This window comes from Paenibacillus wenxiniae (assembly GCF_039822605.1).
Classification (GTDB): Bacteria; Bacillota; Bacilli; order Paenibacillales; family Paenibacillaceae; genus Saccharibacillus; species Saccharibacillus wenxiniae.
In genome coordinates this window covers 350,512-367,872 of sequence record NZ_JBCGUH010000002.1, presented here as the reverse complement: position 1 = coordinate 367,872, position 17,361 = coordinate 350,512, and the positions used below count along the sequence as shown (strand labels likewise).

11 protein-coding genes are annotated in these 17,361 nt (G+C 43.5%); 4 read left to right on the top strand and 7 right to left on the bottom strand.

The annotated features are described in order from the left end of the window. Nucleotides 1–118: 118 nt before the first annotated feature. The 5 genes from AAHF22_RS04635 to AAHF22_RS04615 all read right to left on the bottom strand — a co-directional run bounded on the left by AAHF22_RS04635 (nt 119) and on the right by AAHF22_RS04615 (nt 8,847). Complete coding sequence (locus AAHF22_RS04635; RefSeq protein ID WP_347323795.1) at nt 119–631, bottom strand: metallophosphoesterase family protein; 513 nt, start codon at nt 629–631, stop codon at nt 119–121. A gap of 783 nt (nt 632–1,414) precedes the next feature. Further along, nucleotides 1,415–2,479 (bottom strand): class II fructose-bisphosphatase, encoded by a 1,065-nt coding sequence (gene glpX / locus AAHF22_RS04630; RefSeq protein ID WP_347323794.1) that lies wholly within the window; start codon nt 2,477–2,479, stop codon nt 1,415–1,417. A 614-nt stretch (nt 2,480–3,093) separates the two neighbouring features. Further along, nucleotides 3,094–4,767: a M4 family metallopeptidase gene (locus AAHF22_RS04625; protein WP_347323793.1), complete on the bottom strand. Its 1,674-nt coding sequence runs from the start codon at nt 4,765–4,767 to the stop codon at nt 3,094–3,096. A 466-nt stretch (nt 4,768–5,233) separates the two neighbouring features. Further along, nucleotides 5,234–6,877 carry a M4 family metallopeptidase gene (locus AAHF22_RS04620; protein WP_347323792.1) on the bottom strand — a complete coding sequence of 548 codons (1,644 nt, stop codon included), beginning with the start codon at nt 6,875–6,877 and terminating at the stop codon, nt 5,234–5,236. 518 nt (nt 6,878–7,395) lie between these two features. Next, nucleotides 7,396–8,847 (bottom strand): aldehyde dehydrogenase family protein, encoded by a 1,452-nt coding sequence (locus tag AAHF22_RS04615; RefSeq protein WP_347323791.1) that lies wholly within the window; start codon nt 8,845–8,847, stop codon nt 7,396–7,398. 585 nt (nt 8,848–9,432) lie between these two features. Here AAHF22_RS04615 and AAHF22_RS04610 point away from each other — a divergent pair. After that, entirely contained in the window at nt 9,433–11,133 is a 1,701-nt protein-coding gene (locus AAHF22_RS04610; protein WP_347323790.1) for a methyl-accepting chemotaxis protein, read from the top strand. A 195-nt stretch (nt 11,134–11,328) separates the two neighbouring features. Here the strand turns inward: AAHF22_RS04610 and AAHF22_RS04605 are convergent, their stop codons facing one another. Beyond that, a complete protein-coding gene (locus AAHF22_RS04605; protein WP_347323789.1) occupies nt 11,329–12,015 on the bottom strand; it encodes a serine/threonine protein kinase in 687 nt (228 codons plus the stop codon). Between the two features lie 321 nt (nt 12,016–12,336). On the opposite strand from AAHF22_RS04605, the gene AAHF22_RS04600 reads away from it, so the two are divergent. The 3 genes from AAHF22_RS04600 (at nt 12,337) to AAHF22_RS04590 (ending at nt 15,503) form a co-directional block, all read left to right on the top strand. Beyond that, nucleotides 12,337–13,569, top strand: a complete 1,233-nt coding sequence (locus tag AAHF22_RS04600) for an aminopeptidase (protein WP_347323788.1) — start codon at nt 12,337–12,339, stop codon at nt 13,567–13,569. 318 nt (nt 13,570–13,887) lie between these two features. Continuing rightward, complete coding sequence (locus AAHF22_RS04595; protein WP_347323787.1) at nt 13,888–14,469, top strand: TetR/AcrR family transcriptional regulator; 582 nt, start codon at nt 13,888–13,890, stop codon at nt 14,467–14,469. 329 nt (nt 14,470–14,798) lie between these two features. Further along, entirely contained in the window at nt 14,799–15,503 is a 705-nt protein-coding gene (locus AAHF22_RS04590; RefSeq protein ID WP_347323786.1) for an MBL fold metallo-hydrolase, read from the top strand. A gap of 348 nt (nt 15,504–15,851) precedes the next feature. Here the strand turns inward: AAHF22_RS04590 and AAHF22_RS04585 are convergent, their stop codons facing one another. Further along, on the bottom strand, nt 15,852–16,991 hold the full coding sequence (locus AAHF22_RS04585) for a zinc-dependent alcohol dehydrogenase (RefSeq protein WP_347323785.1): 1,140 nt from the start codon (nt 16,989–16,991) through the stop codon (nt 15,852–15,854). Between the last annotated feature and the right edge of the window lie 370 nt (nt 16,992–17,361).

Sequence of the window (17,361 nt, the reverse complement as noted above, 5' to 3'; positions counted from 1 at the left end):
ACTGATTCATAGTAGCTTACTTCATAGCGATTTATAGTGGCTTACTTTATAGTATACCGACAACAATCGTATGGATCATCATTATGATCTTATACCGTTTTTATTTCTTATTCATTAATTAGCCGTTGCTACGTTCTTTATCAAAAAAGTAGTGTTCGTAACGAATCTGATCTGCTTCAATAAACAACTTGCCATAGGAATAGCGTGGCTGCATTCGTTTGTCTGTAGGCGAGCCAGGATTGAATAGTAATACGCCCTGACGCTCCTCTGCAAAAGGAACATGGGAATGACCAAATACAATCACATCCACTTCATCCGGTTCAAAAGATTGAAAAGCCCGGTCTGGCGTACTTCCTCGAAATCCTCCATCACCATGAACGATCCCAATTCGCTTGCCGCCAGCTGTAATGAGCTTGCGCTGTCCCAATCGCTTCACAATGTCGCTCGGATCATTGTTGCCTGCTACCGCTTCAACAGGCGCCAGTTGCTCTAGCCGTTCATGCACACCCCAATCACAAAAATCACCTGCATGAATAATAAGTTCAGCATCCGCCAGTCCCTCGATCAATGTCTTCGGAAGGGCTAACCGATGACTGAGTAAATGGGTATCTGATACGACTCCAATGATCATAAGTTCCTCCTTCGGCTCGTTTGCTGCCTATTCATAATATAGTATTAGGCATCATATCCATACAGAAGCTTATCGTTATCTACATTTTCCTATAAAGCGATGTCTCCCTATCGTAGCCCATTTTGCAATGCAGTTCAAACTATCGCTATTCATTTATAAAAAAAGAGACAGCCCTTAACGGACTGTCCAATGCGGAGGTCATACAATATAGATTAACAGTGCTCTCCATCAAGCATAAGGCGATGCTCCCTTGTCGGCTACTACGATAGGGGGGAGACCCGATCACGGTAGAATGGAGAGAACACCGATCAATCACTACGAGGGATGATATTATTCATTAGTAGTTGTTCAAAATTTAGATCATTGCCTATAGAACGTAGGCGTAAACGGTTTTTACTGGGACAAACACTACTTCGGCAAAGAATAAGGGGGAGGGCTTCAGAACTTCCATATTGTATAGGAAATCGCTGGAGACAGCTTAGCTGGAGCATTCAGCGCTGCTTCAGGAATTCCGTATCGCATAGGAATCTACGGAATGGAAAATATTTATAGATTTTCGTGCTCAAAAGTCGTGCTTTCCCCTTATTTCTGTCCCGTAGTGAAGTGCTATATGCACACTCATGATCACTATCATGATCACTAATTAATGGTCATGAATAATTAATCGTTATGAAGCATCTGTAGCATCAATCATGAAGCATCTGTAGCATCAATCATTTAGTTTATATTTCAAGCAGTCACAGGGCTACTCGTAAAATCAAGTGGCTGCCTATCTCAAAACACTCATGCTTGTTTTACAGCGACTGGCTTCGACTTTGCCTGTACCGAGTCGATCGCAGCGGAACGGCGTTCTTCCGGTGAACCGGATGCTTGGATCTTCTGCACTTTGTGCACGACTTCCTTATTAGGCAAGTAATGGAGCGATTTAATGTAACGAATCGTTTTCGTTTTGGCACGCATAACGATCGAATGCGTTTCCGCACGCTCATCTGCCAAATAACGAACACCGCCCAGAATCTCGCCCGGTGTTACACCCGTTGCTGCAAAGATTACATCATCTGTACCAATCATATCCTCCATCGTCAGTACACGATAAGGGTCCTCAATGCCCATCGCTTTGCAGCGTGCAAATTCATCTGCATTCGCGGGCATCAATCGGCCCTGAATTTCACCACCGAGGCAAGATAAAGCTGCGGCTGCAAGCACACCTTCAGGTGCTCCACCTGAACCGATGTACAGATCAATGCCGGCTTCAGGAAAAGCAGGTGCCATCGCGCCAGCAACATCTCCATCACTCAGGAATTTGATACGCACGCCTGTTTTGCGAAGCACTTTAATAATGCTTTCATGACGATCACGATCCAGAATCATAACGGTCAGATCAGCCATCTTTTTGCCGAGTGCCTTTGCTGCCTTACGCAGCGTCACATCAACCGGGTCTTCAATACTCAGCTTGCCTACAAGCGCAGGGCCTACCGCCAGCTTTTCCATATACATATCTGGCGCATGCAGCAGATTCCCTTTATCCGCCACAGCGATAACGGACAACGCATTATTCAGCCCCTTTGCTACGATAGCCGTTCCTTCCAGTGGATCAACAGCTACATCCACTTCAGGCGCCTGCGTACTGCCTACCTTTTCTCCAATATAAAGCATTGGAGCTTCGTCCATTTCCCCTTCACCGATGACGACAGTACCATTAATGGATACGGAGTCGAACATCGCTCTCATAGCGAGCGTTGCCGCTTCATCTGCGCTGTTTTTGTCACCGCGTCCCATCCAGGGAGCCGAAGCCAACGCCGCTACTTCCGTTACTCTTACAATTTCCAATGCTAATTCGCGTTCCATGCCTTCCACTCCTTTTTGTGGGTTTTCAAAGAGAAATGATTTTGTTATGTTGCTTATAATAGCATCTTTGTTTGTATTTTTGTTGATTTTTTTGAAAATTTTCTTGTAAAACAATTTTATAATGTTGATAAGTTAAAATTATATGTAAATTAGCTCATTTTTCACGACATAAAACAACATTTATTTTTGGGAATATAGTCCTTTTTTATAGTTGTTTTCTGTTTTTTTATCATTTCTTTTACAACCGATGTAACTTTAAAACAATATATTCCTACTAAAATAGTTGCTAAGACTCAATTTGCAAATTGAAAACAATTTACATAAATATACACAATAAAAAGACGACTGATCGGGGGATTGATCAGTCGTCCGTATATAATGATAACCAAAACCAACATTACATGTCCGTTTCCAACATTTTTACTCAACATGAGTATTATACAAACCATCATGTGGCTACTACAGTTTAGTACAAACATGGTGCTGATTGCTTGAAGTCACGCATCCTTTATCCAGCTCTCTGTACGATCTGAGACATATACCACTATACCGCAGCCTACAGGAGCAAAGCTGCTTTCCTCAAGCGGTTATCATGAATAACGCGAGCTGTTGGCTTAGAAAATACCTACAGCATCAAATGCGTTTTTCACAGAAGTAGTCTGACTTGCACTCGCACCATACAGATCAGTTGATGCTTGCGTCATCGCTGCACGGAAATCTGCAAAATCAGAAGTTGAAGTTAAATACAGTGTCAGCGCACGGTACACGATCGCGATTGCCTGACTGTTACCGATACCTTTAACGTTCACGCCTTCAAATGTACCACCACTGGACAGCAGGTAAAACGCTTTGTTTGGAATACCGCTGTTCGTGTGCACGCCACCATAGTCGCCTGCCTCCGTATTAGGCAAGTTTTTATAATCGTCCATATGTGCTGGATCACCATACAGCGTTGGATCAGCCATAGAGCGAAGCGCATCGCCGGATTTGCCCGGTGTGTACACATCTTCGCCAATCAACCAGTCATTTTTACCTTGAATCACGCTACCAAACATATCAGCAATCGCTTCATTTAATGCACCGGATTGATTCATATATTCAAGGTTCGCTGTATGCTCGACTACACCGTGTGTCATTTCGTGACCAACCACATCAAGCGCACCGGACAGGGCAGTGAACACTTTACCATCTCCATCACCATAGACCATATACGAACCATTCCAGAAGGCGTTGTTATAGTTAGTGCTATAGTGTGTTACCGAGCGAATGCTCATGCCTGCACCATCGATACTGTTACGGTTGAACGTATTTTTGTAGAAATCATATACTTTCGCCGCATACGCATGTGCGTCTACTGCTGCTGGATCATTGAATACCGAGCTTGTGCTGGAAACGGTCGACAGCGAGCCGGATGTACGATTATTGATCGTGTACGTTTCGATGCCGCCCCCACGGGTCGTATCACGCAGCAGATAACGTGTGCCAGACTGAGTCACAGATAGCGATTTCGTATCGCCCAGTACGCCTTTACCTGTGCCTGTTGCATGCTCCAGCAGATCATATTGGAACAGGATCGAACCGGATTTGGCATCTACGAAGTAGCGAGTACGTAGCGGCTCTGGATCAAGTACATTCACTTCGGTCACATAAACGAGACGTGCATCTTGATCTTCAGGTGCATAGATGTACAGTTTCGCTTGCTCTGGACTCATCTCTTCACCGAGTGTGCCGATTTTGGAAGCTGCATCTTTCTCAGCAATTTGAATAGCCTGTGAAGCGCTAATGTTCGGTGTTACCAGATCATCGATCGCTTTTGTATCGTTTGGTGTACCGTACACATCGTCTGTCACTTGAGCTTCTACTTTAGTTTCACCAGTGTTCAGCTTACCGTACACATCCTCTACCACTTTACCCATATAGAGAGAAACATTGCCGGCTTTGTCAAAGTGTAGTGTCTGTTCTGCCCCATAGATGGGAACCCCTTTGTACGTTTGAGCCAGACGATAATGATCTGTACCTGTTTGGGAATCCGGGGCACGCTTGGTGATCTCGAACAGTTCTTTTACATTTTCAGATGATGCACTGTTAGGAACGAGCGAACGCTTTTGTTTTTCTAGGAACTTCCATACTTTATCATCGTTCGAAGAACCACTAATATTCGTTTGGATGATCATTTTCGGAGTGTAATCGCCGAGTGGTGCCAGCTCACTTGCACCTGCTGCAAAAATGGAAGTGTTAGCACTGAGTAACAATGTACCTGCGAGTAAAAAACTTGCTGTTTTTTTCATAGAATTATCCCCTATTCATGTGAAATGGTAAAGCTGTACCTGAGAGAACGATTGCTGCTGTTGTCTGTATCGTTTGGTTAGCCCGTCCACACCACGGTTTCGATTCAGAGCAACGATTATGTACGAGATATCCGCCAGTCTATAACTGTGTATGCCTCACCTTCCTTTTATTCCATTGTGTTGTAAATAATGTAACACCTTAGTATGTGTTGGAAGAATATTATCATGATTCCTAAAGAAAATAAACCCTTTTTTAGATAAATCAAAGCAATTTTTTATATTTTTTGGATTACAGATAACATTTAGCGTTACATTATTCAACAATTGGTCAAAAATGGATGCTATGTATTGACACCTGTTCAATTATCGCTATAATGCTACTTTCTATATGAATATAGCGGAGCAGCCGGCATGCATAATATGCACGTCGACTGCTCCGCTATTTAGCAGGAAGAAGGAATCAATATTAGTTAATGCCTACTGCGCTCAGCGAGTTTTTCACAGCTGTTGTTTGTGTAGAGTTTGCACCGTACAGATCTGTAGAAGCCTGAACAAGTGCCGAACGATAGTTCGAGAAGTTAGATGTCGATGTCAGATAGTATGTCAGTGCACGATAAACGATCTGGATCGCCTGGGAGCGACCGATACCCGTTACATTTACACCGCCAAATGTGCCACCCTGTGCCAGCAAGTAGTATGCTTTGTTCGGGATACCACTGTTTGTATGCACACCGCCATTGTCAGCGCTTGTGTTGTTATAGTCTGCCATACGTGCTGGTTGTCCACCTTTTGTTGGATCATCCATGTAGCGAAGCGCATCGCCGGATACGCCAGGTGTGTAGATCGCGTCACCAACCATCCAGTTCTTACCTTCGATTGTATTACCGAAAATATCCGAAATGGACTCGTTCAGTGCGCCGGATTGACCGTAATATTCCAGATTAGCTGTATACTCGGTAACACCGTGCGTCAACTCGTGGCCGACTACATCCAGATCGCCAGAGAAGGCAATGAATTGTGAACCGTCGCCATCACCGTATACCATCTGGGAACCATTCCAGAACGCGTTGTTATAACGTGTAGAGTAATGTGTCGTGGAGCGAATCGCCAGACCATTTCCGTCGATGCTGTTGCGATTGAAGTTAGATTTGTAGAAATCGTATACTTTTTGTGCATACGCATGCGCATCAACAGAGGCTGGATCGTTAAATGTGCTGCTGCTGCTCGTTACTGTGCTGCCTGGCAACGATGTACGGTTGGAAGCCGTGTACGTTTGGATGCCTTTGCCACGTGTGCTATCTGTCAGTACATAAGAAGAACCGGATGTGCCTACAGTAAATGTTTTTGTATCGCCCAGTACGCCTTTACCTGTACCTGTTGCATGCTCAATCAGATCATATTGGAACAAAATCGAACCTGTCTTTGCATCGATAAAATAACGAGTACGCAGTGGAGAAGGCTCCAGTACGTTGACTTCCGTTACATAGGCCAGGCGGGCTGCTTGATCTTCAGGTGCATAGATGTACAGCTTCGCTTCTGGTGTTTTTTGTGCTTCGCCGAGAGAGCCGATTTTGGCAGCAGCATCTTTTTCAGCAATGGAGATGGCTTCGGAAGCGCTAATGTCTGGTTTAACCAGATCATTTTTCGTATCTGCTGCATATACATCTTCGGTTACGGCTTGTTTGGAGTCGGAAGCTTCCAGCTTAGTGGATACATCTTCAACGACCTGACCCATGTACAGGGATACATTGCCCGCTTTGTCAAAGTGCAATGTTTGCTCTGCACCGTATACTGGAATGCCCTGGAATGTCTGGTTTAGACGATAGTGCTCTGTACCGGTTTGAGAATCAGATTGACGTTTGGTGATCTCAAACAGATCTTTTACATCAGCCGAAGCAGAATTATCGCTTACGATCGTACGCTTTTGCTTCTCCAGGAACTTCCATACTTTAGCGTCACCGCTTGCGCCAGTGATGCCTGTTGTTTGCGTAATCAATTTTGGCGTGTAATCGCCGAGTGGAGCCAGATCATTTGCTTCTGCTGCGAAAGCGGACGTTGTAGCACCAACGAGTAAACTACCTGCAAGTAAAAGACCAACTGTTTTTTTCAAAGTATTCTCCCCTGTTCACTTGGTTTTTTTGTAATGCAAATGGTGGAACTTTCTTCACTACTGGAAAGATCCTGAAGCCAAACATACGTATTGCTTTTGCCACATGCACTGCCAGCTATGTATAGCGGCCTGCCCTTGCTAAGTACGATCTCACTATTAGCGCTTCCTCACCTCGCATCAGCCGAATTGGCAATTAATGGAACACAATTGGTGTCGGGAGAAAGCGTATCACGATTCCTAAAAAAAATAAATACCCTTTTAACTAAAAAAATGAAAAATTATTCAAATTAGCTCAATAACTAACATGAAAGGTGCATTTAATTAACAAATGGTCAAATAAAATCGCTTTTTATAACGCAAATAAGACTTATAGATACGCACCCACGTAACTATAAGTCTTATCTTACATACTGTTTAAGCGAATTTGTTATTTTATATAGGAATCGCGAATAAATCAGGACGTTTGCTGCCGTTTTATTGCTTCTTTAAGCTACTGTATTGTAAAAAATGGAAGTCAGTTACAATCGCGGTTGATTGAATACGACAAATTTGGTCTCCAGCATATCTTCCATCGCATACTTCACCCCTTCACGACCTATCCCACTTTGCTTTACGCCTCCATACGGCATCTGGTCTACCCGGAAGGATGGAATATCATTCACAATGACGCCGCCGACCTCCAACTGACGAATCGCTCGGAACGCTGTATCCAGCTGTGTCGTATAAATACCAGCTTGCAATCCATAATCCGAATCGTTAACCGCCTGTACCGCTTCCTCCATATCGTGTACCCGATTAATCATCACGACCGGCGCAAATACTTCGCGACAGGCAACGCGAGCTTGCGGCGACACTTGCAGCAGCACGGTCGGCTTTAAGCAGCCATCTGCCAGTTCATGACCATACGCGACTTCTGCTCCCTGTTCCACTGCTTCCGCAATCCATTCTAACGCGCGCTTTTGCTCCTTTTCAGAGATCATTGCCGCTACATCGGTATCTTCCTCTAATGGATCACCAAGTTTTAACTTTGCGGTAGCAGCAACAAATTGCTCTACAAACGAGTCAAAAATCTCCTCATGCACATAAATACGCTGTACCGATATACAGACCTGTCCCTGATTACCAAAAGCACCGCCTACCGCGCGATCGATCATTGCCGGTATATCCGTGTCCTTATCAATAATGAGTCCAGAGTTCGAACCGAGTTCCAGCGTTACTTTTTTCAAACCTGCTCGTGAACGAATCGATATGCCAACGGCAGGACTACCTGTAAAAGAGAGTGCCTTCACGCGATCATCAGTCACAATCGTATCGCCAACCGTCTTGCCGTCACCTGTTACTACATTTAATGCGCCCGCTGGCAAACCCGCTTGTTCTAATAGCTCTGCCAATAAGAACGAAGATAACGGTGTCTGTTCAGCTGGCTTCAATACTACGGTATTGCCAGCTGCAAGTGCCGGCCCTACCTTATGAGCAACTAGATTCATCGGAAAATTAAATGGAGTGATCGCTCCAACGACGCCCACAGGTTCTTTGATCGTATAGCCAAACTTGCCTTCACCCGTTGCCGCCGCATCCAAAGGCACGGTTTCACCATGAATACGCTTTGCTTCCTCCGCTGAAAACTTATACGTCTCAATTGTACGGGCAACTTCGGCGCGGGCAGCTTTAAGCGGCTTCGATCCTTCCAGTGCAATCAGCAGAGCCGCTTCTTCTTTCCGTTCCTCCAGCAATCGCACAAGTTGTTCCAAAATACCTGCTCGTTGATGTGCAGGCAATTCTCTCATTACTTTTGCCGCTTCTGTGGCAGCTGCAATCGCCTGTTTTGTTTCTTCCACACTTGCGTTAGCGACATCGGCAATTCGTGTTTCATGGTATGGAGAATACAGCGGTTCATAAGAAGCTGCTTCCTCCCACTTTCCTCCTATATATAAATGCTTTTTAGAAATTTCATGCGATGTATATGTCATTTTTTACTCATCCCTTTCCTATTAACACGTTCATCGATAATCTTTTAACACAATTTTCAATCCAAATCGATTATTTTAGTGCAAAGCAACGTGCTTTTTTATACATAAATTTACATATTTAAGTTACTAGCTATGGCTCATCCATGAATAAACGTAACCTACCGTAGCTTTAACCAAACTACCTTTAGCTTAATCCAACGACTAGCTTAATCCAACGACAAATACATGTCGAACTTACCTCCCTAAATATACCTTTTTTCGATTACTTTCGACAAAATAAGAGTATTTTCCTATTTTTTGCAAGCCATTTAGCCCTTATACTTAATTTAATTAGTTACAAAGATTCCCCTTAAGCTACGGATCACCTTTTTTTAGAGTCCTAAAGAACTATGCGCAGAGTCCTTACAGATCAATGATGATGATCAGACACTAAAAAAAAAAATACGTTCTATATGCAAACCTTTAGCGCTCATCTGACCCATTTCTTTGCTTACCATGTATGGCTCTCAGCTATCATGCAATCGCTGTTATAGGAACTGATTACAACAAATGGAATTTAATTTTATTTGAAAAGGACTGATCTCCATGAAAAATATCCGTGTTCGTACAAAAATTATTGTTTTGATGATGATTAACCTGCTGCTGCTTGCGATCGTTGGACTGACCGGCACGAATTCAACTCGGACGATGTCTGATATCTCTACCAGCATTTATCAAAACAATCTGCAACCGCTTATGATTATGGATCAAATTCCGATTAACTATAGCTCCAATGCAGTGAAACTGATGCGTTTGATGAATACGACTGACACGAATCAGCAAAAGGCTTTAATCGACGATATTCAAACAACGGCTACCGATACGAAACAACAATATGCCGAGCTGCAAAAAATGCAACTGAGTGATGCGAATCAAACACTGTTTAACAATTTGACTAAAATATCAGATCAATTTGCTCAAACTCGTCAATCCTTCCTTGATGCTCTAAGTGCCGATAATATAACCGCTGCCAAGACTGCGTATACAGAACTGGAAAATTATCGCACTACATTAAACGAAAACGTTAATGCTCTGCGTGCCAATATGATCAAAGAAGCTACACAAAGTAAAGAAAATGCCGATCAAATGTATTTCACATCCACACTCATTACGATTATTGTGATCGCCGCTGGTATTATCATTGCGCTGCTCGTTGGAATCTGGATCACAACATTGATCTCCAAACCATTAAACCGCGTCCAACACTTGATGCAGCAAGCAGCTGATGGGGATTTGACTGTACTTTCCGATTATGAAGCTCGTGATGAAATCGGTCGTGTCTCGGCTGGTTTTAACAAACTGATCGAAAGCATGCGCAAAATCATTAAAAGTGTAGACGATAGTGCGATGACATTATCCGCTTCTTCGGAGGAATTAACTGCAAGTGCAGACCAGACCGCTCGTGCTTCTGCTCATATCGCTTCTTCATCAGGTGAACTGGCAACAGGCATTACTTCGCAAACGACAACTGTTATTGAAGTGACTGACTCTGTAAACGAAATGGCTAACCAGATGGAGCAAGTATCGAACACCAGTAAAGAAATCAATCAATTGACGGAGCATATGAAACAAAATGCCGACCAGGGTCTTGGTGAAGTACGAGATATTACGAGCCGTATTCAGCATCTTGCGACCGACATTTATTCTACACTGAACGTACTGACCACATTGAATCAAAAGTCCGAGCAAATCGGCTATGCCTCCTCTGCGATTCAGCAAATTGCTAAGCAAACGAATCTGCTCGCACTCAATGCTTCGATTGAAGCAGCACGTGCTGGTGAAGCAGGCCGTGGCTTTGCCGTCGTTGCAGAAGAAATTCGTAAGCTGGCTGAAAGTGCAGCCGAATCTTCTACGCTTATCACCGGTCTTGTACTGGATGTGCAAAGAGAAAGTCAAAGCGCTGTTCAGCAAGCCGAAGAATCAGTTAGCAGTGTGCAGGCAGGTGTAGAAGGAAGTCAACGGGTGATGACTGCATTCGAAACTATTCGTCAATCGGTTGATAGCACGGCTGAACGTATTGATATGACCGGTTCGTTAATTGATAACACGAACAGTAAATCGCGCCAGATTGCTGAAGCTATGGAACATTTGAGCGCGATATGTGAAGAAGGCTCGGCTGGTATTCAAGAAATGAATGCTGCCAGCGAAGAACAATTGTCCACGATGGAAGATGTCGCTTCCTCTGCTCGCCACCTGTCTACAATGGCAGAAGAATTGCAACAAATGATTTCTTTCTGCAAGCTGTAAATCGATAAAATAACCTGAATATCAATAAATAAAAGCCCCCTACATTGTGCGGATTCGGTAACACCACCGAAACGTACACGATGCAGGGGGCTTTCGCTTGAATAGTAAACTATTTTGTTAGCTAACTATGTTGCTATATATGCCTTTACGATTCATATCGCCTTTGCAGTAGCATGTGAACGTGTACGTCTAATCCTACTTCATATATTTAGAAAATAGATCGCCTGCCTTTTTCGCCAGTTCTTCTACATTTAATGTATTGTTCATCGTACCGATGCGCGCATACCAATTTTTAATCGTATCCAGCACCCAGGATGGGATTGTTTTACCCGAAAGCCGATCGTAAAATTGCTCATATGCCCATACGAGATGATCCCAGCGTCGATCATCGCCTTCATGTACATATTCAGATACATCGATAACTTTGGCACGTCCATCCTGCATGATGACATTTTTCAAATGAATATCACGAGGATTCAAACCGACACCACGCACATATTTGCGTGCCGCTTCTACATCGGTAATTACCTGTTTGGGCACTTCAATGCCTTGCAGCAGACAGTCCTGCAAGGTTGGCCCTGCTTCATAGCTGAGCACCAAATAATTCGCATCATGTCCGTAACAAATCGGGAAAAAGGTCGACCCTTTCAAGCGTTCATAAACCGATAATTCTACCGGAATTTTAGCAATCGACTGTTCCGTGAACACTTTAAATGCATAACCAGGCGTCTGATCATACGTAAATACCGCAGCATCGGTTCCTATACCGACGCACCGAACCCCTTCCGCATAACCGGATATGACCACGGGTTCATTATTCTCACTGCCCGTCACTGTAATCTGACGTAATGCTTCCTGTGCTTGTTTCCAATCTTCGTTCATGCTTGTTCCCCTCTCTCCTGCACCGTTTTGATCTGCATACCTGTGCTTGGGAAGCGATCTCGGCTCTGCGGATAACAGTGAGATGTACATCGTATTGTATAGGAATTTACCCACATTTCCAATGTTATGATCACTATATGTAATTTTATGCACTCATTTTATGAATTTGATATTCGGTAAAGGTTTTCATTAACGAGCACATCCTGTAAAATAGGTAGGACGGGTTATCTGCAATCAAGATCCCAGTTATCTCGTAATGCCGCTGTTATGCAGTGCGCATTCACGATACACATACAGACAGTTGAAACGGAGGAACTATTCATGCCAGATTTTCAAACTAAACTTGAGCAATATGCAGAGCTTGCTGTACGCGTCGGTGTTAACGTACAGGCTGGCCAGAAATTGATCATCAACGCTCCTATTCATGCAGCCGACTTCGTTCGTCTGATCACTCGTAAAGCTTATGAAGCGGGAGCTTTGCTCGTTAAAGTCAACTGGGGTGACGATCAAGTGACTCGTATGCGTTACGAGCTGGCACCGGATGAATCATTTGATATTGGACCTAAATGGTATGCAGCCGAGATGGAAGAACTTGCTGAAAATCAAGGTGCGGTATTGCATGTCGTTTCCGACGATCCGGATCTGCTGAAAGGCATCGATCCAAAACGCATCGCTGCTTCGCAAAAAGTATCCAGCACTGTATTGTCCAAATACCGTGAGTATGTACAATCCGACAAAATGAGCTGGTCGATTGTAGCTGTACCATCGGCAGCATGGGCGGCTAAAGTATTCCCTGACTTGCCTGCCGAAGAACAGGTGAACAGCATGTGGGAATACATTTTCAAAGCGGTTCGTGTAGGCGAAGGCGATACGATTGCCGCCTGGCAAAAGCATGTATCTCTGTTGAACGAAAAAGCGGCTTATTTGAATGACAAATCGTACAAACAGCTGCATTATGTTGCACCAGGTACAGATCTGACAATCGGTTTGCCAGAAGGTCATCTGTGGGCAGCAGCAGATAGCGTCAGTGAGCGTGGTGATGCCTTTATCGCCAATATGCCAACAGAAGAAGTGTTCACCGCTCCACTTAAAACCGATGTGAACGGTTATGTGAGCAGCACCAAACCACTGAGCTATGGCGGTACAATTATCGATAACTTCAAACTGACGTTCAAAGACGGCCGCATCGTCGGCGTCGAAGCGGAAAAAGGTCAGGATACACTGGAGCATCTGATTGAGATGGATGAAGGCGCTCATTATTTGGGCGAGGTTGCGCTTGTACCCCACCGTTCTCCTATTTCCGAGTCTAACATTTTGTACTACAATACACTGTTTGACGAGAATGCGTCCAATCACCTCGCGATCGGTAGTGCCTATGCCTTCAACCTCAAGGGCGGTAAACAAATGTCCCGTGAAGAACTGACTGCACGCGGTTTGAATAACAGTCTGACTCATGTCGACTTTATGATTGGTTCCGGTGAGATGGACATTTATGGCATTACAGCTGACGGCCAACAGGAGCCAATTTTCAAACAAGGCGGCTGGGCATTTTAATCGCTTTATTTTCTGATTTATTTATCTTTTAATTTATTTATCTTTTGATTTATTTTTCTTCTGGATTTATGTATATTCTATTATTTAAAAGCAGGCATCCATGACGATGTCTGCTTTTGTTTGATTGAACTATTCAAATCGTGTGGGATAGCGTAAAATAATTTTTATACGATGAACTAACATAGCATATAAATGAATGGTATTAGTTTATATTTGTAATCTTCTCATAAATTCCTATTAGCAAGTATCAATTTATACTTTACCGAACAATTTCACTTCAGAATTTATACTTAACAAAGATGGAAAGGAGTATTTATCATGTCCCCACGAATTGGTTTGAATTTACAAATGATTGTGCAGACAGCGATTGCGATTGCCGACGAGCACGGTGTACAGGCGGTTACACTAGCTGTATTGGCACAGCAGTTAAAGGTGCGCTCCCCTTCTCTATACAATCACATCGATGGATTACCGGGTTTACGACGAGAAATGGCGCTTGCTGGCCTGCATCAACTGAAAGAAACCGTGATGATTGCAGCTGTCGGGCGTGCAGGCGATATGGCAATTCGTGAAATTTTTCGTGCGTATTTGAATTTTGTACGAAAACATCCCGGCTTGTATGAAGCGACTCTATATGTGCCTGAGCAACCTGACGAGCAACTGGAACAGCTCCATCAAAATATTTTGGATCTGGTCATTCAGGTACTGAGTGCATACCATCTCACAGATGAGCAGCTGATCCATGCCACCCGTGGATTACGTAGCGTGCTTCATGGTTTTAGCTCTCTGGAACGAAGCAATGGCTTTGCACTAAAAGAAGATGTAGACGAAAGTTTTGAGTGGATTTTGAATGTGTATGTGCAGGGCTTGAAAGCGATGGGTACAACAACAGGCGCATAAATAGCAGGAATAGTTCTGGATACACTTCCTCAACTTTAAAACTTGATAACATTTCAAAGTGATGGCATGCCAGACTATTCCTGTTAAGGTTTGAATATACAACAATGAACAAGAATATAAACGATGAAAACGATAACTATAAAATGAACCTAGTAAACAATACATTCAAATAGGACATCTACACAGAACATTCGCACGCAAAGATCGACCAGGAATACATTTAGCATAATGGACATCTGTACAATCTGTCACATGATAACCCTTTAATTAACGTCACTCTTGCTAAAACTAATACTATTAGTTATTATATTCAAAAAGGGGGGGTTACTATGAGAGTGATTAGTAAAAACAATTTGCATCAACTGACGTTCTTTCCAACCATATTACCTGTAAACTGTTATGTGATCGAAGAAGATCATAGTCTAACATTGATCGATGCCGCTCTACCCGGTAGTGAAAAAGGCATTCAGAAATTTATACAGCAAAATGGTAAACCGCTCACTCATATCGTGTTAACCCATATCCATAGCGATCATATCGGAGCACTGGATGCACTGGCAAAACTTTATCCAGAAGCGGTAATCGGTGTATCTACTCGCGATGCACGTCTGATGAGTGGTGATCGATCACTAGACCCCGGCGAGCCACAAACACCAATTCGCGGTGGTATACCGAAAAAGCTCCGTACCCGTGCAAGCCTGCTGCTTGAAGATGGCGATCGCATCGGTTCGCTTCAAGTCATTACGACACCTGGCCATACCCCAGGCTCTATCTCATTACTGGATACACGTAGTCATGCCCTCATTGCAGGAGATGCATTTCAGACACGTGGAGGTATCGCCGTTTCCGGTTCACTGCGCTGGATCTTTCCTTTCCCTGCACTTGCTACATGGTCCAAAGCGATTTCGCTTCAAAGCGCTCAACGCTTACTGGATCTCAACCCCTCCTTGCTTGCTGTTGGACATGGCTCCATGATTACCGAACCGATTCGATCGATGCAAAAAGCGATTGATCGCGCTGCTCGTAAGGCATAATTTGTTTCGACCATTCTCTATTTCTACTTTTACGATGGATGATCATAAACTAATCATCATAGCTGAAAAATGAAGCTTGTTGCATGAGTACAATCGCTAATGCTAGCCAGTCTATTTTGCGACACACAAAACAAAGCCTGCACCCTATATATCAGGCGCAGGCTAGTAAAACCCATAACATTTCCCCTAATTCGTTCTGATTGTTTCGTAAAGTGGGTATACGCATTTAAAGTACAAAATTCGCAATCTACACTCCCTCTAAACTTTACGATCCTATGTGAGACGGGAATCTATCTCTTATTTCTTGTTTGAATAGTGACTAGCTCGCAACCGAAATTTGCATCCATATTACGGCTTCAAAATAACCTTAATACAGTCATCCTGCTTATCATTGAAAATATCATACGCACGCTCTGCATCCTGTAGTGGAATATGGTGTGTAATAATATCGGTCGCATCAAACTTACCATCTACAATTTGCTTGAACAGCTCTGGCATATAGTGCACAACAGGCGCCTGCCCCATTGCCAGCTTCACATTACGCTCAAACAAATGACCTAATGGGAAACCATTATACGTCTCGCCATACACACCGGTCACTTGAATTGTACCGAATTTGCGGACAACGTTAGCCGCAATATTAAACGCACTCAGACTACCGCCCTGCAATTTCAGCGCAGTCTGCACACGCTCGCCTACATTTTTCTCCGCGTCCAATCCAACACAGTCGATGACGACATCTGCACCGCCGCTGGTCATTTCCAGCAGATGCTGATCCACTTCATCGATTTCTTTAAAGTTAATCACTTCGACATTGTTTGTCCGTTTGGCATGAGCGAGTCGATATGGCAGATGATCAACAGCGATCACACGTTTAGCACCTTTTTGCCATGCGAACTTCTGTGCCAGCAGACCGACAGGACCGCAACCGAGAATAATAACGGTATCTCCCGCTTTCACCCCACCACTTTCTACGCTCCAGTACGCGGTTGGAATAATATCAGACAGGAACAGTACCTGTTCATCTGTTACTTCAGCCGATTCTGGAACGACAAAAGGCAGGAAGTTCGCATAAGGGACACGCATCAGCTCTGCCTGACCACCTGGATATCCACCGTAGATGTCAAAGCCAAAATATGCACCTGTATTTTTCGCTTCCATTTCATTGGAATTGTCGCATTGACTTTCCATCTGATTTTTACAGAAGAAGCATTCACCACAGGATACGTTAAATGGAACGACGACGCGATCACCCTTTTTCACACGCGTTACACCTGGTCCGACTTCCTCTACAATGCCCATCGGTTCATGACCAATTACATAATTATCATGCACGACCGGTAATGCACCATTAAAAATGTGCAAATCCGAACCACAGATTGCCGTCGAAGTGACACGAATGACGATATCATCGTCTTTTTGAATCCGTGCATCGTCTACATTTTTAACGCTAACCTTTTGTTTACCTTGATACGTGAGTGCTTTCATGATGAATTCCCCTTTCGGTCAGTGGAGGTATAAACAAAATCATTATGTGCCTAATTCGATAACAGTAATGTTCGCCAAAATATATACAGTAACAATTAAAACGGAGTACGACTAAAACACAGAGTACGACTAAAACTACGTAACAAAAATATTGCATCATTAGCTATCATTCAGAGATATTACATCCAAAGACATTGCATCATCTAGCCATCAGTGAACATGTAACCGCTACAATTAATCATTTAATCTAGTCGTTTAATCATTGCCATACACACATCCAAATAATAGAAAATGAACTAAAATGATGCACAATGGTCTCTGTTGTATTAACCATTCCATTTGGCCGTTTAACATAAGTCATAGAAACAGT